The 21238-nt window shown below is 47.7% G+C and carries 8 protein-coding genes, 4 tRNA genes and 5 rRNA genes; 14 read left to right on the top strand and 3 right to left on the bottom strand.

Features of this window, described 5'->3' with window-relative positions; translation table 11 throughout:
* Nucleotides 1-125 precede the first annotated feature (125 nt).
* Nucleotides 126-1487, top strand: a complete 1362-nt coding sequence (glmU, locus tag RJD38_RS06385) for a bifunctional UDP-N-acetylglucosamine diphosphorylase/glucosamine-1-phosphate N-acetyltransferase GlmU (RefSeq protein WP_065545897.1) — start codon at nucleotides 126-128, stop codon at nucleotides 1485-1487.
* An 87-nt stretch (nucleotides 1488-1574) separates the two neighbouring features.
* On the opposite strand, the gene punC is transcribed toward glmU, so the two are convergent.
* Entirely contained in the window at nucleotides 1575-2780 is a 1206-nt protein-coding gene (gene punC, locus RJD38_RS06380) for a purine nucleoside transporter PunC (protein ID WP_065429593.1), read from the bottom strand.
* A 189-nt stretch (nucleotides 2781-2969) separates the two neighbouring features.
* Here punC and punR point away from each other — a divergent pair, with 189 nt between their 5' ends.
* Nucleotides 2970-3875, top strand: coding sequence for a DNA-binding transcriptional activator PunR (punR, locus tag RJD38_RS06375; RefSeq protein ID WP_065545898.1), 906 nt, complete (start codon nucleotides 2970-2972; stop codon nucleotides 3873-3875).
* A 46-nt stretch (nucleotides 3876-3921) separates the two neighbouring features.
* Here punR and fadA read toward each other — a convergent pair whose 3' ends face one another.
* Entirely contained in the window at nucleotides 3922-5097 is a 1176-nt protein-coding gene (gene fadA, locus RJD38_RS06370; RefSeq protein ID WP_005597239.1) for an acetyl-CoA C-acyltransferase FadA, read from the bottom strand.
* 12 nt (nucleotides 5098-5109) lie between these two features.
* Nucleotides 5110-7281 (bottom strand): fatty acid oxidation complex subunit alpha FadB, encoded by a 2172-nt coding sequence (gene fadB, locus RJD38_RS06365; protein WP_065545899.1) that lies wholly within the window; start codon nucleotides 7279-7281, stop codon nucleotides 5110-5112.
* 201 nt (nucleotides 7282-7482) lie between these two features.
* Here fadB and RJD38_RS06360 point away from each other — a divergent pair, with 201 nt between their 5' ends.
* The 12 genes from RJD38_RS06360 (at nucleotide 7483) to RJD38_RS06305 (ending at nucleotide 21161) form a co-directional block, all read left to right on the top strand.
* Nucleotides 7483-8106, top strand: coding sequence for a YigZ family protein (locus RJD38_RS06360; protein ID WP_005597237.1), 624 nt, complete (start codon nucleotides 7483-7485; stop codon nucleotides 8104-8106).
* A 38-nt stretch (nucleotides 8107-8144) separates the two neighbouring features.
* A complete protein-coding gene (locus RJD38_RS06355; RefSeq protein WP_005597235.1) occupies nucleotides 8145-9602 on the top strand; it encodes a TrkH family potassium uptake protein in 1458 nt (485 codons plus the stop codon).
* Nucleotides 9603-9611: 9 nt separating this feature from the next.
* Nucleotides 9612-10139, top strand: a complete 528-nt coding sequence (hemG, locus tag RJD38_RS06350) for a menaquinone-dependent protoporphyrinogen IX dehydrogenase (protein WP_065429588.1) — start codon at nucleotides 9612-9614, stop codon at nucleotides 10137-10139.
* A gap of 511 nt (nucleotides 10140-10650) precedes the next feature.
* Nucleotides 10651-12197 (top strand): 16S ribosomal RNA (locus RJD38_RS06345).
* 296 nt (nucleotides 12198-12493) lie between these two features.
* Nucleotides 12494-15387 (top strand): 23S ribosomal RNA (locus RJD38_RS06340).
* A gap of 110 nt (nucleotides 15388-15497) precedes the next feature.
* Nucleotides 15498-15613 (top strand): 5S ribosomal RNA (gene rrf, locus RJD38_RS06335).
* 380 nt (nucleotides 15614-15993) lie between these two features.
* Nucleotides 15994-17540 (top strand): 16S ribosomal RNA (locus RJD38_RS06330).
* 94 nt (nucleotides 17541-17634) lie between these two features.
* Nucleotides 17635-17710, top strand: a tRNA-Glu gene (locus tag RJD38_RS06325).
* A 4-nt stretch (nucleotides 17711-17714) separates the two neighbouring features.
* Nucleotides 17715-17790, top strand: a tRNA-Lys gene (locus tag RJD38_RS06320).
* Nucleotides 17791-17800: 10 nt separating this feature from the next.
* Nucleotides 17801-17876, top strand: a tRNA-Ala gene (locus tag RJD38_RS06315).
* A 37-nt stretch (nucleotides 17877-17913) separates the two neighbouring features.
* Nucleotides 17914-17989 (top strand) — tRNA-Val (locus tag RJD38_RS06310).
* 278 nt (nucleotides 17990-18267) lie between these two features.
* Nucleotides 18268-21161: ribosomal RNA gene (locus tag RJD38_RS06305) — 23S ribosomal RNA — on the top strand.
* Together the 16S, 23S and 5S rRNA genes with 4 tRNA genes alongside form the textbook arrangement of a ribosomal RNA operon.
* The last annotated feature ends 77 nt before the right edge of the window (nucleotides 21162-21238 follow it).

The raw sequence follows: 21238 nt of genomic DNA, 5'->3' as shown, positions 1-21238 counted from the left end.
AAAGGCGGTCATTAGACCGCCTTTTTGTTTATCTGTTGGCAAATTTTTAAATGTGGCATTAACTATTACCAGTGACATGTTTACAATAAGCCCCTAATTATAAATCGACGTCTACGGGTTAAATAATGAAATTCAGTGCTGTAATTCTTGCCGCGGGTAAAGGTACCCGTATGTACTCCAATATGCCAAAGGTTCTGCATACATTGGCAGGCAAACCGATGGCAAAGCATGTGATTGATACCTGTTTAGGACTGGGTGCGCAAAACATTCATCTAGTTTATGGTCACGGCGGCGATCAAATGCAAGCGACCTTGACGGATGAGTCGGTTAATTGGGTATTGCAAGCTGAGCAACTGGGTACTGGCCATGCTGTGGATCAGGCCTCTTCTGAATTTGCCGACGACGAAAAAATTCTGGTGCTTTACGGTGATGTACCACTGATCTCTTCAGAAACGGTTGAGAACTTATTGGATGCGCAACCAACGGGCGGTATTGCACTGCTTACGGTGGTATTAGACAACCCAATGGGCTATGGCCGTATTGTGCGTAAAAATGGCCCTGTAGTGGCGATCGTGGAGCAAAAAGATGCGACCGATGAGCAGAAATTAATTAAAGAGATTAACACGGGTGTGATGGTTGCAACCGGTGGTGATCTAAAACGTTGGTTGGCGGGCTTAAACAACAATAACGCTCAAGGCGAATACTACCTAACCGACGTGATTGCGGCAGCGCATGATGAAGGTCGTGCAGTTGAAGCGGTTCATCCGGTCAACCCGATTGAAGTAGAAGGTGTTAACGATCGTGCTCAGCTTGCTCGTTTAGAGCGTGCCTTCCAATCGATGCAGGCGCAGAAACTACTTGAGCAAGGTGTGATGTTACGTGACCCAGCTCGCTTTGATTTACGTGGCCAACTGCAATGCGGTATGGACGTTGAAATTGATGTTAACGTGATCATTGAAGGTTCCGTCTCCATTGGTGATAACGTGGTGATTGGTGCCGGTTGTGTACTGAAAGATTGTGAAATCGATGACAATACTATTATTCGCCCATACAGCGTGATTGAAGGTGCGACGATTGGTGAAGAGTGTACCGTCGGTCCATTTACTCGTCTTCGCCCTGGTGCCGAGCTGCGTAAAGATGCGCATGTGGGTAACTTTGTTGAAGTTAAGAATACTCGCTTAGGTGAAGGTTCAAAAGCTAACCATCTTACTTACCTTGGTGATGCTGAAATCGGTCAACGAGTGAATGTTGGTGCCGGTGTGATTACCTGTAATTATGATGGTGTGAACAAATTTAAAACCATTATTGGCGACGATGTATTCGTTGGTTCTGATAGTCAGCTTATTGCTCCTGTGACGGTTGCAAATGGCGCAACTATTGGTGCTGGTACCACATTAAGCAAAGATGTCGCTGACGGTGAGTTAGTGATCACTCGCGCGAAAGAGCGTAAGATCACTGGCTGGCAACGTCCGGTAAAGAAAAAGTAATCGTGCTGGCTGCGCCACTCATTTACTAGATACGAAAAAGCCGCTCACTGAGCGGCTTTTTTATTTGTATGGATTATACCGTGCAGATTATTTTTCGTCACTGACAACACGAGAGTTGTCTGGTGCGGTGAAATGGTTGGCAAGTTCACGGTTAGAAACGACATATCCAATCCACATGCCACCCATACAAATCACGATTGCAATACCCGTCACCACGAGCGCTTGGCTTGCCATTGATGCAACAAGCGCACTCGCTAGACTGCTTACACAGATCTGTAAGCTATTCTGCAAACCCGCTGCGGTTGCTGGGCTCTGTTTTGCACTGCCTAGAGCGCGGCTTACTACGATTGGGTACATAGCACCGTTTGCCACCGCGATTAAACAGAACGGCGCTAGGATTGGCCAGATAGAGCTTAGCTGCCACTGTGAAGCAACAAAAATCATAATGGCTGAAGCACTGAACAGCGCAATCAATTGACGAAGAATCTTTTCATCACCGTATTTCGCAACGGCACGCTTACCGAAGTAACCACCGACCATAAACGCGATGGTTTGTGGAATGAAGCTAAGACCAATATCTTTTGCTTCGTAGCCCAGCTTTGCCATGATTTCTGGCATACCGGTTAGGTAAGCAAAGAAAGCAGCAGAAGCAGTAGCAAACATCATTACGTTACCAAGATAGGTCTTTGAGCTCAGTAGCGCTTTAATGTCACCTTTAATCGAGGTTTGTTTCACTTCAACGTGTTCTTTTGGCTGCATCAGTGTTGCCGCTGCCAGTAATACACCGATCAAGGTTAGGCAGACAAAAATCGAGTGCCAACCAAAGTTGTCAGCCAGCAGTACCCCTAGCTGAGGTGCTAAAGCTGGCGAAAGTGCGACCAAAGGCATAATGGTGGCAAAGACTTGTTGGCTAGTACTCGCTTCATAGCGTTTGATGACCATTGCTTGCCAAATAACCGCAGGGGCACACACACCAATCGCTTGAACAAAGCGCAGGCTCAGTAACTGCCATACTTGCTCACTAAACGCTAAACCGAGTGATGCGAGAGTAAAGACAATCATACCGGCGAATAGTGTATTACGGTGGCCATATTTATCGGACGCTAAGCCCCACAGTAACTGACCACTTGCCATGCCAACCAAGAAAATGGTTAACGATAGTGCAATTTGCTCTGGACCGGTCGCAAAGTCGACTTCCATCGCTTTGAATGCTGGAAGATACATATCGGTCGCAACAAAGCCCAACATGGATAGTGCAGCAAGGTAAAAAAGTTGTAGTTTGGATACTGTCATAATTATATTCAAAAAAATTGATTGATTAACGACCTTGCTAGTGTCGTTTTAATAAGGGTTATTATTCTATTTTTGATTCTATTGAATTAGAAACGTTAAAAATTGCGGTTATCAATCAAAAAATTTGAAAGCTAACTAGGCTCGGGCTAGGCTAGGTGATGGATTATTTCGGTTTGTTGGTATAGAAGTATGTTTTCAAAGTCGTCATTAGAAATGCTCGACACCGTCGCGCGTTTAGGCAGTTTTACCGCCGCAGCTGAAGCGCTTCATAAAGTGCCTTCGGCGATCAGCTATGGTGTGCGTCAGATTGAGCGAGATCTCGGTGTAGTGCTGTTTCGCCGCTTACCACGTAAAGTGGAATTAACCACTGCTGGGGAATTGTTTATTGTCGAAGCACGCAGCATGTTGAGACAGATGGAGGAACTGACAGCGCAAACTCGTCGCGCAGCTCATGGCTGGCAAAAAACACTGCGTCTTACACTCGATAATGTCGTTAAGCTGGATAAGATGAAGCCTTTGATTGAAGACTTTTATCAGACCTTTCAACATGCAGAACTGCAGATCAATATGGAAGTGTATAACGGCTCTTGGGAAGCAATCTCCCAAGGTCGTGCCGATATTGTCATTGGTGCTACTTCAGCCGTCCCTGTTGGTGGTGATTTTGAAGTTCGAGATATGGGCCGACTTGAGTGGGCCTTTGTGATGTCGCCTTTGCATCCTTGTGCTACCGCAGAGAATTTAGAGGAAAGCTTCGTCAGTCAATTTCCCTCAATTTGTTTAGATGATACGTCTAATGTTTTACCGAAACGGCACAATGTCCATTACGCTCAGCAACGTCGCTTACTATTACCGAATTGGCATAGTGCAATAGAGTGTTTAAGAAATGGGGTCGGTGTTGGCTTTATGCCACGCCATATCGCTCAGGCTTTGATTAAAGAAGGGATGCTGGTGGAACGAGAATTGGCTGAACAGAACCCATTGAGCCAATGTTGTATGGTGTGGCGCAAGGATGATAATCACCGCATGATTGCGTGGATGGTGGATTATTTAGGTTCAAGTGAGCAACTTTATCGTGATTGGTTGCAGTCAACATAGAACAATAGCCGAGTGAGCTATTGTTCTATTGCTGGTGTTGTTGCTGTTACGGGCGCTCAAAAATAGTAGCAATACCTTGGCCTAAGCCAATGCACATAGTAGCAAGCCCATATTTCGCTTCCTTCGCTTCCATCAAATTGATCAAAGTGGTTGAGATCCTTGTGCCGGAACAGCCAAGTGGGTGACCCAATGCGATCGCGCCGCCATTCAAGTTGATCTTCTGATCCATGACATCGAGCAAACCAAGATCTTTGGCAACAGGTAGTGCTTGTGCAGCAAAGGCTTCGTTAAGTTCAACCACATCGATATCTGCAATGGTTAACCCCGCTCGCTTAAGGGCTTTTTGGGTTGCGGGTACTGGCCCATAGCCCATGATGGAAGGATCACAGCCAGCGATAGCCATCGATTTCACTCGAGCGCGAATGGGTAAATCGAGCTCTTTGGCTTTTTCTTCACTCATGATCAGCATAGCCGAAGCTCCATCTGATAGTGCTGAGGAGGTGCCAGCGGTGACGGTACCATTGACAGGATCAAACACCGGGCGAAGCTTTGCTAATCCTTCTACTGAGGTTTCTGGCCGGATCACTTCATCAAATTCTAAGCTAAACAAGCTACCATCTTCAGCATGACCTTCAGTGGCTAGAATTTCATTATTAAAACGGCCTTCAATCGTTGCTGCATAAGCTCGAGCGTGTGAGCGGGCGGCAAATTCATCTTGCTGATCGCGGCTTATACCATGCAGCTTGCCCAGCATCTCTGCTGTTAAGCCCATCATTCCTGCCGCTTTTGCCACGGTTTTTGACATGCCAGGATGAAAATCGACCCCATGATTCATTGGGACATGGCCCATGTGTTCAACACCTCCGACTAAACATATGTCGGCATCACCTGTCATAATGGCGCGGCTAGCGTCGTGTAATGCTTGCATCGATGAACCACATAAACGATTGACGGTGACCGCGCCAATTTCTATCGGTAAACCGGCCAATAGAGCGGCGTTACGTGCAATATTGAAACCTTGCTCTAGTGTTTGCTGTACACACCCCCAGTAAATATCTTCGATTTGATGTGGATTTACGGTCGGATTACGTTTCAGCAATCCTTTCATTAAGTGCGCGGACAGATCTTCTGCACGAACATGGCGATAAGCGCCGCCTTTTGAACGACCCATTGGTGTGCGTAAGCAGTCAACAACGACGACGTTTCTTGTCTGTATAGTCATTTCGAATCCTCCCTAAATCGAACCTTGTTGTTGGCTGTCATAAAAACGCTCACCTTTAGCTGCCATGTTGACTAGCAGCTGTGGCACCTGATACATAGCACCAAGGTGTTGATGTTGTTTCGCTTGCTCTATGAACGTGTCGATACCCAGTGTGTCTAAGTAACGGAATACACCGCCCCTAAATGGTGGGAAACCTAAGCCATACACTAATGCCATATCGGCTTCTTGAGGTGAGGCGATGATGCCTTGTTCAAGGCACAACACGACCTCGTTGATCATCGGAATCATCATGCGTTGAATAATGATGTCTTGTTCAAAATTTTGTTGGCTTGCACACATGTCGGCCAATATTGGAATAATCTCCTCAGAGAAGGCTTTGTTAGGTCTTCCTCTTCTATCAACACTGTATTGATAGAATCCATGGCCATTTTTTTGCCCGTAACGATTGGCTGAAAATAATGCATCAATCGCGTCATTATCTTGTTTCGCCATACGTTCAGGGAAACCCTGCGCCATTACCGCTTGGGCATGGTGGGCGGTATCGATCCCAACGACATCCAGTAGATAAGCAGGGCCCATCGGCCAACCGAATTGACGCTCCATGATTTTATCAATGTGGGTAAAGTCCGCTCCGTCACGTAGCAATAAGCTAAAGCCAGCGAAGTAAGGGAAGAGGACTCGATTGACGAAGAAGCCTGGGCAATCATTAACGACAATCGGAGATTTACCCATTTTTGCCGCGTAAGCTACGACACGGTTGATGGTTTCTTCTGAGGTGTGTTCACCGCGGATGATTTCCACCAAAGGCATTCGATGAACAGGGTTGAAAAAGTGCATGCCACAGAATTTATCTGGGCGTTGTAGTGATTTTGCTAATAGATTGATGGGAATGGTCGACGTATTTGAGGTGATGACACTATCGTCACTGACATACTGTTCAACTTCACTCAATACCGCGGCTTTGATTTTAGGGTTCTCGACTACCGCCTCCACAACGATATCTGCGTCATCAATACTTGCGTAATGGAGAGAGGGAGTAATTGACGCAAGAATACCTGCCATCTTGAAACCATCAATACGACCGCGGGATAATCGTTTATTCAGCAGCTTAGAAGCTTCGCTCATGCCGAGATCAAGTGAAGATTGGGCGATGTCTTTCATTAAGACGGGAACCCCTTTTAAGGCAGATTGATAAGCAATACCTCCACCCATAATACCAGCACCCAGCACGGCAGCGCGTTGTGTTTCTTTGTTAGCAACTTTGGCAGACTGTTTTGCCAAGCTCTTAATATATTGATCATTGAGAAATAGGCCAACTAGGGCTTTGGCTTCTTCTGACTTTGCGAGTTTAACGAAGTGCTTACGCTCTATATCGAGCGCGTCATTGCGTTCCGCGCGAGCTCCTCCTTCTATCGCGGTCACGGCAGTCATGGGAGCGGGGTAGTGAGGCCCCGCTTTTTGTGCGACAAGACCTTTTGCAGTGGTAAAGCTCATCATGGCTTCTAGCTTACTCAACGTCAGCGCAGATGTTTTTTGTCGACGTCGTGCTTGCCAATCAATTTTTTCATTGATCGCTTGTTTGAGCGTAGTGAGTGCTGACTCGTGCAGTTGTTCGCTATCAACAATCGCATCCAAAAGGCCTACTTTAAGAGCTTCATCAGCGCGGCAAGCTTTACCTTGGGTGATTATTTCCATAGCGCTATCAGCACCGATTACTCTAGGTAAGCGAACACAACCGCCAAATCCCGGCATGATGCCTAGCTTTGTTTCAGGCAACCCAATGCTGGTGGTGTTGTCTCCAATGCGGATATCGGTAGCGAGTACGCACTCACATCCCCCACCAAGCACATGACCTTTCAAAGCCGCCAGTGTGGGAAAAGGGAGATCTTCTAACTTGCTGAATATTTGATTTGCAAATTGTAACCACTGATCGAGTTCATCTTCTGGTTTCGCGAACAAACTTAAAAATTCAGTGATATCGGCACCGACGATAAAGGATGCTTTGTTAGACGTGAGCAGCAGTCCATCGATTCCCGCGGTTTGTTTGATGACATCCAGTGCGGCATCGAGTGATTCTAAAGTGGCAAGATCGAGTTTGTTCACCGAGTTGCTTGAGTTGAAGCAGATCTCGACGATACCAGATTGCACTTCCTTTACATGTAGAGTATTGGCTTGGTAAATCATGTCTATCTCCGTGACATACAATCTACGATTGGATTTATAGTTATTCTGGTAAGACCAGTGGTTTTAGTGTGGACTGGAGGCAACGTTAATTCAACACAAAGATTAAACAAAATATTAACATTGTGATTTGTGTATTCCTTCTCTTCTATTGTTAAAGGCACGTGATAGACTTGCCGCTATTGATTTACACTCCGGCAAATTATGAACACTCAGCCTTACTTAATACCAGCGCAGGCCGTTGTCTTTGAAGAAGAGATCAAAAAGAGCCATTTCATTACCTATTTAGCCCACACTCCAAGTATAGAAACAGCCAAAGCCTTCGTTGAACAAATCAAAACGAAACATGCGGATGCACGTCATAATTGCTGGGGGTTTGTCGCTGGTCGTCCTGACGATTCGATGAGGTGGGGATTTAGTGATGATGGCGAACCTTCTGGGACAGCGGGTAAACCTATTTTGGCGCAATTATCAGGATCGGGCGTAGGAGAAATCTCTGCGGTAGTGACTCGATATTATGGTGGGATTCGCCTTGGTACTGGTGGGCTTGTTAAGGCATATGGTGGTGGCGTTCAACAAGCATTAAAGCTGCTTCAAACTATCGAGAAAAAAATCACCACATTAATCACGCTCCAGTTAGACTATGGTTTTATGCCTGTCGCACAATCATTGTTTAGTCAGTTCGGTGTGCAAGAAGTTGAGGCACAATATAGTGATGAAGTTACGCTTACCCTTGAAGTTGAAGTGCGCCAGTTAGAGGCGTTTAGCCAGGCGATAATCAATAAAAGTGGCGCTAAAGCCGTAATAACCCCAATTAACGGGAAATAACAGGAACTCAGAAGCCTAGCTTCACACGTCAATAATCAATGCAATTTCGATCTATTATCCGAATCGTAGGGCTATTGCTTGCCCTTTTTAGTGTCTCAATGTTGGCTCCCGCCTTGGTTGCTCTTATTTACCGAGATGGCGCAGGGGTTCCCTTTGTCACTACTTTCTTTGTGCTGCTATTTTTTGGCTTTGTTTCTTGGTTTCCTAACCGAAGGCATAAGCATGAATTAAAGGCGCGAGATGGCTTTTTGATCGTGGTGCTATTTTGGACCGTAATCGGCAGTGCCGGCTCATTACCTTTTTTATTATCCGATAACCCTAACGTATCAGTGACAGACGCCTTTTTTGAATCATTTTCGGCACTGACAACAACTGGGGCGACCGTTATCGTCGGTCTTGACCATTTACCTAAAGCGATTTTGTTCTACCGCCAGTTCTTACAGTGGTTTGGTGGTATGGGGATCATCGTACTCGCTGTGGCTATTCTGCCTGTGCTGGGCATTGGGGGAATGCAGCTTTATCGCGCTGAAATTCCAGGCCCAGTTAAAGACAGTAAAATGACGCCACGCATTGCCGAAACAGCAAAAGCATTGTGGTACATCTATTTAAGCCTGACTATCGCCTGTGCTTTGGCGTTTTGGCTTGCCGGGATGACGCCATTCGATGCGATTGGGCATAGTTTCTCAACCATTGCGATTGGTGGTTTCTCTACCCACGATGCAAGCATGGGCTATTTCGATAGTTACGCCATTAATATGATTACCGTCGTGTTCTTATTAATATCGGCTTGTAACTACTCTCTACACTTTGCTGCGTTTGCTTCTGGTGGTGTGCACCCTAAATACTATTGGAAAGACCCTGAATTTCGCGCTTTTGTCTTTATTCAGATACTACTGTTCTTAGTTTGTTTTCTGATGTTGCTTAATCATTTGGCGGCAGATTCAATTTACGAAGTGTTTGACCAAGCGTTATTCCAGACGGTTTCTATTTCGACAACTGCAGGTTTTACCACGACCGGATTTGCTGACTGGCCATTGTTTTTGCCAGTACTACTGCTTTTTTCCTCCTTTATAGGGGGTTGTGCGGGGTCGACGGGCGGCGGCATGAAAGTGATCCGCATTCTATTGCTGACCTTACAAGGTGCGCGTGAACTAAAACGTTTGGTTCACCCTAGAGCGGTTTACACCATTAAAGTGGGCGGTAGTGCATTGCCACAACGTGTCGTTGATGCGGTATGGGGATTTTTCTCGGCTTATGCACTCGTATTTGTCGTTTGTATGCTGGCGTTGATCGCTACCGGTATGGATGAGCTTAGCGCTTTTTCTGCTGTTGCAGCGACGCTGAATAACCTCGGCCCAGGTTTAGGAGAAGTCTCCCTACACTTTGGTGATGTAAATGATAAGGCGAAATGGGTTTTAGTGGTGTCTATGTTGTTTGGTCGACTAGAGATCTTTACTCTATTAATACTACTAACACCGACATTTTGGCGTAGTTAAGGATATCTCTTGAAAAAAGCACTCTTTCTTTATTCTTCCCGTGAAGGACAGACGATTAAAATTCTCCACTATATAGAGGAGCAATTGGCGGGGTATCAGTGTGAACTCGTCGATCTACATCAAGTTGATACCGTGGACTTATCGCTTTATGACCGAGTGTTGATTGGTGCCTCGATTCGCTATGGACACCTCAATAAAAAGCTCTATCAATTTATCGAGCGTCATCAGAAACAACTGGATAGTCATAAGGTCGCCTTTTTTTGTGTCAACTTGACTGCGCGTAAAGAAGACCAAGGTAAAGATACGCCAGAAGGTAGTGTCTATATTAAGAAGTTCCTGCGACTCTCTGTTTGGCAACCGAGCCTTATTGGTGTGTTTGCTGGCGCCCTCTATTATCCTCGTTACAATCTGTTTGACCGCACAATGATTAAATTGATCATGAAAATGACCGGTGGAGAGACGGATACCAGTAAGGAAGTTGAATACACCAACTGGAATAAAGTGGCCGTTTTTGCCGAAAAATTTAAAAATATCTAAAGAAACTCTCTATTTTAGCCTTTTTAGTTCGATTTTTAGTCGAACAGTTTAAAAAGGCTAAAAAACTTAACTTTGGGGGTTGCCAAGCTGATCACAATCCCTATAATGCGCACTCACTGACACGGCAAGGCTTCGAAAGAAACGAAAGCCGAGTTAGCAAGGTTATTTAGCCAAGCAAGTTGCTTGAAAGAAGTTTGAAAAAAGTGGTTGACACTAAACTTCAAATCGCTAAAATGGCCGTCCGCTTGAGAGAACACATTCAAGCGATGCTCTTTAAAAATATAAACCTATCAATCTGTGTGGGCACTCGTTGATGATAATCCAATAAGTTATTGCTTAGGCAATGACTGTTTCTTCGGAAACAAATTGGGTTCAATGAACTGAGTGACCAATACAAATAACTTCGGTTATTTGGCACAGTCAATTCATTATCGTTCTGTTGGAACGATAATAGCTTTAAAATTACTTTTAGTAGTTTTGAAGTCAGTATTCATTGAGCCGACAAAATCTTAAATTGAAGAGTTTGATCATGGCTCAGATTGAACGCTGGCGGCAGGCCTAACACATGCAAGTCGAGCGGTAACAGAAAGAAAGCTTGCTTTCTTTGCTGACGAGCGGCGGACGGGTGAGTAATGCCTGGGAATATGCCTTGATGTGGGGGATAACCATTGGAAACGATGGCTAATACCGCATAATGCCTACGGGCCAAAGAGGGGGATCTTCGGACCTCTCGCGTCAAGATTAGCCCAGGTGGGATTAGCTAGTTGGTGAGGTAATGGCTCACCAAGGCGACGATCCCTAGCTGGTCTGAGAGGATGATCAGCCACACTGGAACTGAGACACGGTCCAGACTCCTACGGGAGGCAGCAGTGGGGAATATTGCACAATGGGCGCAAGCCTGATGCAGCCATGCCGCGTGTGTGAAGAAGGCCTTCGGGTTGTAAAGCACTTTCAGTCGTGAGGAAGGTTCATACGTTAATAGCGTATGGATTTGACGTTAGCGACAGAAGAAGCACCGGCTAACTCCGTGCCAGCAGCCGCGGTAATACGGAGGGTGCGAGCGTTAATCGGAATTACTGGGCGTAAAGCGCATGCAGGTGGTTTGTTAAGTCAGATGTGAAAGCCCGGGGCTCAACCTCGGAATTGCATTTGAAACTGGCAGACTAGAGTACTGTAGAGGGGGGTAGAATTTCAGGTGTAGCGGTGAAATGCGTAGAGATCTGAAGGAATACCGGTGGCGAAGGCGGCCCCCTGGACAGATACTGACACTCAGATGCGAAAGCGTGGGGAGCAAACAGGATTAGATACCCTGGTAGTCCACGCCGTAAACGATGTCTACTTGGAGGTTGTGGCCTTGAGCCGTGGCTTTCGGAGCTAACGCGTTAAGTAGACCGCCTGGGGAGTACGGTCGCAAGATTAAAACTCAAATGAATTGACGGGGGCCCGCACAAGCGGTGGAGCATGTGGTTTAATTCGATGCAACGCGAAGAACCTTACCTACTCTTGACATCCAGAGAAGCCAGCGGAGACGCAGGTGTGCCTTCGGGAACTCTGAGACAGGTGCTGCATGGCTGTCGTCAGCTCGTGTTGTGAAATGTTGGGTTAAGTCCCGCAACGAGCGCAACCCTTATCCTTGTTTGCCAGCGAGTAATGTCGGGAACTCCAGGGAGACTGCCGGTGATAAACCGGAGGAAGGTGGGGACGACGTCAAGTCATCATGGCCCTTACGAGTAGGGCTACACACGTGCTACAATGGCGCATACAGAGGGCTGCCAACCAGCGATGGTGAGCGAATCCCAAAAAGTGCGTCGTAGTCCGGATTGGAGTCTGCAACTCGACTCCATGAAGTCGGAATCGCTAGTAATCGTGGATCAGAATGCCACGGTGAATACGTTCCCGGGCCTTGTACACACCGCCCGTCACACCATGGGAGTGGGCTGCAAAAGAAGTGGGTAGTTTAACCTTTCGAGGAGGACGCTCACCACTTTGTGGTTCATGACTGGGGTGAAGTCGTAACAAGGTAGCGCTAGGGGAACCTGGCGCTGGATCACCTCCTTATACGATGATTACTCACGATGAGTGTCCACACAGATTGATGGTTTTGAGGTTTTTAACCTCGAGCTATTATTGCTCTTTAACAATTTGGAAAGCTGACTGATAACAACATTGTTGTTATCAAAAAAAGTTCTCAATGTTTACCTTTAAGGTAAACACCAAAAAACACATTCAAGTGTTCTTGGCAATATCATCATTTATGATGATTATTCGAAATTGAGTCCGGCAAAATCGAACGTCTCTCACTCATAAAATAGAGAGACAACTTGGTTGTTTAACGAAACTCCTTCGGGTTGTATGGTTAAGTGACTAAGCGTACACGGTGGATGCCTTGGCAGTCAGAGGCGATGAAAGACGTAGTAACTTGCGATAAGCCCAGATTAGGTAGTAACAACCATTTGAGTCTGGGATTTCTGAATGGGGAAACCCACGTGCATAAGCACGTATCATTAACTGAATACATAGGTTAATGAGGCGAACCGGGGGAACTGAAACATCTAAGTACCCCGAGGAAAAGAAATCAACCGAGATTCCGAAAGTAGCGGCGAGCGAAATTGGATTAGCCCTTAAGCGTTTTATGCGTCAGGTGAAACTTCTGGAAAGTTGTGCGATACAGGGTGATAGCCCCGTAACCGGCAACGCATATTAGGTGAAAACGAGTAGGGCGGGACACGTGTTATCCTGTCTGAATATGGGGGGACCATCCTCCAAGGCTAAATACTACTGACTGACCGATAGTGAACCAGTACCGTGAGGGAAAGGCGAAAAGAACCCCTGTGAGGGGAGTGAAATAGAACCTGAAACCGTGTACGTACAAGCAGTAGGAGCGGGCATTGCGTCCCGTGACTGCGTACCTTTTGTATAATGGGTCAGCGACTTAATTTTAGTAGCAAGGTTAACCATCTAGGGGAGCCGTAGGGAAACCGAGTCTTAACTGGGCGTATAGTTGCTAGAATTAGACCCGAAACCAGGTGATCTAGCCATGGGCAGGTTGAAGATTGAGTAACATCAATTGGAGGACCGAACCGACTAATGTTGAAAAATTAGCGGATGACTTGTGGCTAGGGGTGAAAGGCCAATCAAACCTGGAGATAGCTGGTTCTCCCCGAAAGCTATTTAGGTAGCGCCTCGGACGAATACTACTGGGGGTAGAGCACTGTTAAGGCTAGGGGGTCATCCCGACTTACCAACCCTTTGCAAACTCCGAATACCAGTAAGTACTATCCGGGAGACACACGGCGGGTGCTAACGTCCGTCGTGGAGAGGGAAACAACCCAGACCGCCAGCTAAGGTCCCAAATTATTACTAAGTGGGAAACGATGTGGGAAGGCTTAGACAGCTAGGATGTTGGCTTAGAAGCAGCCATCATTTAAAGAAAGCGTAATAGCTCACTAGTCGAGTCGGCCTGCGCGGAAGATGTAACGGGGCTAAGTAATAAACCGAAGCTGCGGCAATGAAGTTTACTTCATTGGGTAGGGGAGCGTTCTGTAAGCGGTTGAAGGTGTGCTGTAAGGCATGCTGGACGTATCAGAAGTGCGAATGCTGACATGAGTAACGATAAAGGGGGTGAAAAACCTCCTCGCCGGAAGACCAAGGGTTCCTGTCCAACGTTAATCGGGGCAGGGTAAGTCGACCCCTAAGGCGAGGCCGAAAGGCGTAGTCGATGGGAAACGGGTTAATATTCCCGTACTTCTTATAATTGCGATGGGGGGACGGAGAAGGCTAGGTGGGCCTGGCGACGGTTGTCCAGGTTCAAGTACGTAGGCGGGTGGTTTAGGTAAATCCGGACCGCTATTAACGCTGAGATACGATGTCGAGCTACTACGGTAGTGAAGTCATTGATGCCATGCTTCCAGGAAAAGCCTCTAAGCTTCAGATTATAAGAAATCGTACCCCAAACCGACACAGGTGGTCGGGTAGAGAATACCAAGGCGCTTGAGAGAACTCGGGTGAAGGAACTAGGCAAAATGGTACCGTAACTTCGGGAGAAGGTACGCTCTCGACGGTGAAGTCCCTTGCGGATGGAGCTATTGGGAGTCGCAGATACCAGGTGGCTGCAACTGTTTATTAAAAACACAGCACTGTGCAAAATCGTAAGATGACGTATACGGTGTGACGCCTGCCCGGTGCCGGAAGGTTAATTGATGGGGTTAGACTTCGGTCGAAGCTCTTGATCGAAGCCCCGGTAAACGGCGGCCGTAACTATAACGGTCCTAAGGTAGCGAAATTCCTTGTCGGGTAAGTTCCGACCTGCACGAATGGCGTAATGATGGCCACGCTGTCTCCACCCGAGACTCAGTGAAATTGAAATCGCTGTGAAGATGCAGTGTACCCGCGGCTAGACGGAAAGACCCCGTGAACCTTTACTACAGCTTGGCACTGAACATTGACCCTACATGTGTAGGATAGGTGGGAGCCTTTGAAGCACGTACGCCAGTATGTGTGGAGGCAATCTTGAAATACCACCCTTGTATGCTTGATGTTCTAACGTTGGTCCCTTATCGGGATTACGGACAGTGCCTGGTGGGTAGTTTGACTGGGGCGGTCTCCTCCCAAAGAGTAACGGAGGAGCACGAAGGTGGGCTAAACACGGTTGGACATCGTGTGGTTAGTGCAATGGCATAAGCCCGCTTAACTGCGAGAATGACGGTTCGAGCAGGTACGAAAGTAGGTCATAGTGATCCGGTGGTTCTGTATGGAAGGGCCATCGCTCAACGGATAAAAGGTACTCCGGGGATAACAGGCTGATACCGCCCAAGAGTTCATATCGACGGCGGTGTTTGGCACCTCGATGTCGGCTCATCACATCCTGGGGCTGAAGTCGGTCCCAAGGGTATGGCTGTTCGCCATTTAAAGTGGTACGCGAGCTGGGTTTAGAACGTCGTGAGACAGTTCGGTCCCTATCTGCCGTGGGCGTTGGAAAATTGAAAGGGGCTGCTCCTAGTACGAGAGGACCGGAGTGGACGAACCTCTGGTGTTCGGGTTGTCATGCCAATGGCATTGCCCGGTAGCTAAGTTCGGAATCGATAACCGCTGAAAGCATCTAAGCGGGAAGCGAGCCTTGAGATGAGTTTTCCCTGGCACTTTAAGTGCCCTAAAGGGTTGTTCGAGACTAGAACGTTGATAGGCAGGGTGTGTAAGCGCTGTGAGGCGTTGAGCTAACCTGTACTAATTGCCCGTGAGGCTTAACCATACAACACCCAAGGGGTTTTGTAGGACTCAATGCAAGAACGATTGAATGTGTAATAGAACTTCAAAGACAGCTTTCCAGATTATTCTCTAGAAATAGAGAGAAAGAATTTGCTTGGCGACCATAGCGTTGCGGACCCACCTGATTCCATGCCGAACTCAGAAGTGAAACGCAATAGCGCCGATGGTAGTGTGGGGTCTCCCCATGTGAGAGTAGGACATCGCCAGGCTTTATTTCGCACTTGCTTGAAATTCAAGCAAGTCACCATAAAATTTTAAGAAAACTTAGAGTTTTATGTTGACTTTCAAAGTGGGAAGCGTATTATACGCACCTCGCTGACGTGCTAAGGCACTGAAAGCAAAGCTCTTTAACAATATAAACCTATCAATCTGTGTGGGCACTCGTTGATGATAATCCAATAAGTTGTTACTTAGGTAACGACTGTTTCTTCGGAAACAAATTGGGTTCAATGAACTGAGTGACCAATCGAGATTAAGTTTTACTTAGTCTTGGCACAGTCAATTCATTATCGTTCTGTTGGAACGATAATAGCTTTAAGATTACTTTTAGTAGTTTTGAAGTCAGTATTCATTGAGCCGACAAAATCTTAAATTGAAGAGTTTGATCATGGCTCAGATTGAACGCTGGCGGCAGGCCTAACACATGCAAGTCGAGCGGTAACAGAAAGAAAGCTTGCTTTCTTTGCTGACGAGCGGCGGACGGGTGAGTAATGCCTGGGAATATGCCTTGATGTGGGGGATAACCATTGGAAACGATGGCTAATACCGCATAATGCCTACGGGCCAAAGAGGGGGATCTTCGGACCTCTCGCGTCAAGATTAGCCCAGGTGGGATTAGCTAGTTGGTGAGGTAATGGCTCACCAAGGCGACGATCCCTAGCTGGTCTGAGAGGATGATCAGCCACACTGGAACTGAGACACGGTCCAGACTCCTACGGGAGGCAGCAGTGGGGAATATTGCACAATGGGCGCAAGCCTGATGCAGCCATGCCGCGTGTGTGAAGAAGGCCTTCGGGTTGTAAAGCACTTTCAGTCGTGAGGAAGGTTCATACGTTAATAGCGTATGGATTTGACGTTAGCGACAGAAGAAGCACCGGCTAACTCCGTGCCAGCAGCCGCGGTAATACGGAGGGTGCGAGCGTTAATCGGAATTACTGGGCGTAAAGCGCATGCAGGTGGTTTGTTAAGTCAGATGTGAAAGCCCGGGGCTCAACCTCGGAATTGCATTTGAAACTGGCAGACTAGAGTACTGTAGAGGGGGGTAGAATTTCAGGTGTAGCGGTGAAATGCGTAGAGATCTGAAGGAATACCGGTGGCGAAGGCGGCCCCCTGGACAGATACTGACACTCAGATGCGAAAGCGTGGGGAGCAAACAGGATTAGATACCCTGGTAGTCCACGCCGTAAACGATGTCTACTTGGAGGTTGTGGCCTTGAGCCGTGGCTTTCGGAGCTAACGCGTTAAGTAGACCGCCTGGGGAGTACGGTCGCAAGATTAAAACTCAAATGAATTGACGGGGGCCCGCACAAGCGGTGGAGCATGTGGTTTAATTCGATGCAACGCGAAGAACCTTACCTACTCTTGACATCCAGAGAAGCCAGCGGAGACGCAGGTGTGCCTTCGGGAACTCTGAGACAGGTGCTGCATGGCTGTCGTCAGCTCGTGTTGTGAAATGTTGGGTTAAGTCCCGCAACGAGCGCAACCCTTATCCTTGTTTGCCAGCGAGTAATGTCGGGAACTCCAGGGAGACTGCCGGTGATAAACCGGAGGAAGGTGGGGACGACGTCAAGTCATCATGGCCCTTACGAGTAGGGCTACACACGTGCTACAATGGCGCATACAGAGGGCTGCCAACCAGCGATGGTGAGCGAATCCCAAAAAGTGCGTCGTAGTCCGGATTGGAGTCTGCAACTCGACTCCATGAAGTCGGAATCGCTAGTAATCGTGGATCAGAATGCCACGGTGAATACGTTCCCGGGCCTTGTACACACCGCCCGTCACACCATGGGAGTGGGCTGCAAAAGAAGTGGGTAGTTTAACCTTTCGGGGAGGACGCTCACCACTTTGTGGTTCATGACTGGGGTGAAGTCGTAACAAGGTAGCGCTAGGGGAACCTGGCGCTGGATCACCTCCTTATACGATGATTACTCACGATGAGTGTCCACACAGATTGATAAGTTTATAAAGTTTAAGAGATAGAGACACCCCCCAAGGTGTTTCAACACTTAGTGTCCCGTTCGTCTAGAGGCCTAGGACACCGCCCTTTCACGGCGGTAACAGGGGTTCGACTCCCCTACGGGATACCACTAAGGGTCGTTAGCTCAGTTGGTAGAGCAGTTGACTTTTAATCAATTGGTCGCAGGTTCGAATCCTGCACGACCCACCATTTTCTCGATGGGGCTATAGCTCAGCTGGGAGAGCGCCTGCCTTGCACGCAGGAGGTCTGCGGTTCGATCCCGCATAGCTCCACCATTGAGAAACTTCTTCCTATAAGAAGTAAAACTAATATGGGCGATTAGCTCAGTTGGGAGAGCACCTGCCTTACAAGCAGGGGGTCACTGGTTCGAGCCCGGTATCGCCCACCATCTTTAAGCGCATTCGCAAGAGTGTTTTTAGAAATGGTTTCATTAGAAATCTAGCTCTTTAACAATTTGGAAAGCTGACTGATAACAATGTTGTTGTTATCAAAAAAAGTTCTCAATGTTTATCTTTAAGATAAACACCAAAAAACACATTCAAGTGTTCTTGGCAATATCATCATTTATGATGATTATTCGAAATTGAGTCCGGCAAAATCGAACGTCTCTCACTCATAAAATAGAGAGACAACTTGGTTGTTTAACGAAACTCCTTCGGGTTGTATGGTTAAGTGACTAAGCGTACACGGTGGATGCCTTGGCAGTCAGAGGCGATGAAAGACGTAGTAACTTGCGATAAGCCCAGATTAGGTAGTAACAACCATTTGAGTCTGGGATTTCTGAATGGGGAAACCCACGTGCATAAGCACGTATCATTAACTGAATACATAGGTTAATGAGGCGAACCGGGGGAACTGAAACATCTAAGTACCCCGAGGAAAAGAAATCAACCGAGATTCCGAAAGTAGCGGCGAGCGAAATTGGATTAGCCCTTAAGCGTTTTATGCGTCAGGTGAAACTTCTGGAAAGTTGTGCGATACAGGGTGATAGCCCCGTAACCGGCAACGCATATTAGGTGAAAACGAGTAGGGCGGGACACGTGTTATCCTGTCTGAATATGGGGGGACCATCCTCCAAGGCTAAATACTACTGACTGACCGATAGTGAACCAGTACCGTGAGGGAAAGGCGAAAAGAACCCCTGTGAGGGGAGTGAAATAGAACCTGAAACCGTGTACGTACAAGCAGTAGGAGCGGGCATTGCGTCCCGTGACTGCGTACCTTTTGTATAATGGGTCAGCGACTTAATTTTAGTAGCAAGGTTAACCATCTAGGGGAGCCGTAGGGAAACCGAGTCTTAACTGGGCGTATAGTTGCTAGAATTAGACCCGAAACCAGGTGATCTAGCCATGGGCAGGTTGAAGATTGAGTAACATCAATTGGAGGACCGAACCGACTAATGTTGAAAAATTAGCGGATGACTTGTGGCTAGGGGTGAAAGGCCAATCAAACCTGGAGATAGCTGGTTCTCCCCGAAAGCTATTTAGGTAGCGCCTCGGACGAATACTACTGGGGGTAGAGCACTGTTAAGGCTAGGGGGTCATCCCGACTTACCAACCCTTTGCAAACTCCGAATACCAGTAAGTACTATCCGGGAGACACACGGCGGGTGCTAACGTCCGTCGTGGAGAGGGAAACAACCCAGACCGCCAGCTAAGGTCCCAAATTATTACTAAGTGGGAAACGATGTGGGAAGGCTTAGACAGCTAGGATGTTGGCTTAGAAGCAGCCATCATTTAAAGAAAGCGTAATAGCTCACTAGTCGAGTCGGCCTGCGCGGAAGATGTAACGGGGCTAAGTAATAAACCGAAGCTGCGGCAATGAAGTTTACTTCATTGGGTAGGGGAGCGTTCTGTAAGCGGTTGAAGGTGTGCTGTAAGGCATGCTGGACGTATCAGAAGTGCGAATGCTGACATGAGTAACGATAAAGGGGGTGAAAAACCTCCTCGCCGGAAGACCAAGGGTTCCTGTCCAACGTTAATCGGGGCAGGGTAAGTCGACCCCTAAGGCGAGGCCGAAAGGCGTAGTCGATGGGAAACGGGTTAATATTCCCGTACTTCTTATAATTGCGATGGGGGGACGGAGAAGGCTAGGTGGGCCTGGCGACGGTTGTCCAGGTTCAAGTACGTAGGCGGAGAGTTTAGGTAAATCCGGACTCTTGTTAACGCTGAGATACGATGTCGAGCTACTACGGTAGTGAAGTCATTGATGCCATGCTTCCAGGAAAAGCCTCTAAGCTTCAGATTATAAGAAATCGTACCCCAAACCGACACAGGTGGTCGGGTAGAGAATACCAAGGCGCTTGAGAGAACTCGGGTGAAGGAACTAGGCAAAATGGTACCGTAACTTCGGGAGAAGGTACGCTCTCGACGGTGAAGTCCCTTGCGGATGGAGCTATTGGGAGTCGCAGATACCAGGTGGCTGCAACTGTTTATTAAAAACACAGCACTGTGCAAAATCGTAAGATGACGTATACGGTGTGACGCCTGCCCGGTGCCGGAAGGTTAATTGATGGGGTTAGACTTCGGTCGAAGCTCTTGATCGAAGCCCCGGTAAACGGCGGCCGTAACTATAACGGTCCTAAGGTAGCGAAATTCCTTGTCGGGTAAGTTCCGACCTGCACGAATGGCGTAATGATGGCCACGCTGTCTCCACCCGAGACTCAGTGAAATTGAAATCGCTGTGAAGATGCAGTGTACCCGCGGCTAGACGGAAAGACCCCGTGAACCTTTACTACAGCTTGGCACTGAACATTGACCCTACATGTGTAGGATAGGTGGGAGCCTTTGAAGCACGTACGCCAGTATGTGTGGAGGCAATCTTGAAATACCACCCTTGTATGCTTGATGTTCTAACGTTGGTCCCTTATCGGGATTACGGACAGTGCCTGGTGGGTAGTTTGACTGGGGCGGTCTCCTCCCAAAGAGTAACGGAGGAGCACGAAGGTGGGCTAAACACGGTTGGACATCGTGTGGTTAGTGCAATGGCATAAGCCCGCTTAACTGCGAGAATGACGGTTCGAGCAGGTACGAAAGTAGGTCATAGTGATCCGGTGGTTCTGTATGGAAGGGCCATCGCTCAACGGATAAAAGGTACTCCGGGGATAACAGGCTGATACCGCCCAAGAGTTCATATCGACGGCGGTGTTTGGCACCTCGATGTCGGCTCATCACATCCTGGGGCTGAAGTCGGTCCCAAGGGTATGGCTGTTCGCCATTTAAAGTGGTACGCGAGCTGGGTTTAGAACGTCGTGAGACAGTTCGGTCCCTATCTGCCGTGGGCGTTGGAAAATTGAAAGGGGCTGCTCCTAGTACGAGAGGACCGGAGTGGACGAACCTCTGGTGTTCGGGTTGTCATGCCAATGGCATTGCCCGGTAGCTAAGTTCGGAATCGATAACCGCTGAAAGCATCTAAGCGGGAAGCGAGCCTTGAGATGAGTTTTCCCTGGCACTTTAAGTGCCCTAAAGGGTTGTTCGAGACTAGAACGTTGATAGGCAGGGTGTGTAAGCGCTGTGAGGCGTTGAGCTAACCTGTACTAATTGCCCGTGAGGCTTAACCATACAACACCCAAGGGGTTTTGTAGGACTCAATGCAAGAACGATTGAATGTGTAAATAGAACTTCAAACAGCTTTCCGA

Source organism: Vibrio scophthalmi (assembly GCF_040869025.1).
GTDB classification, from domain to species: domain Bacteria; phylum Pseudomonadota; class Gammaproteobacteria; order Enterobacterales; family Vibrionaceae; genus Vibrio; species Vibrio scophthalmi.
Note: the sequence above shows the minus strand (reverse complement) of the source record. Positions and strands in the feature narration are given on the sequence as shown.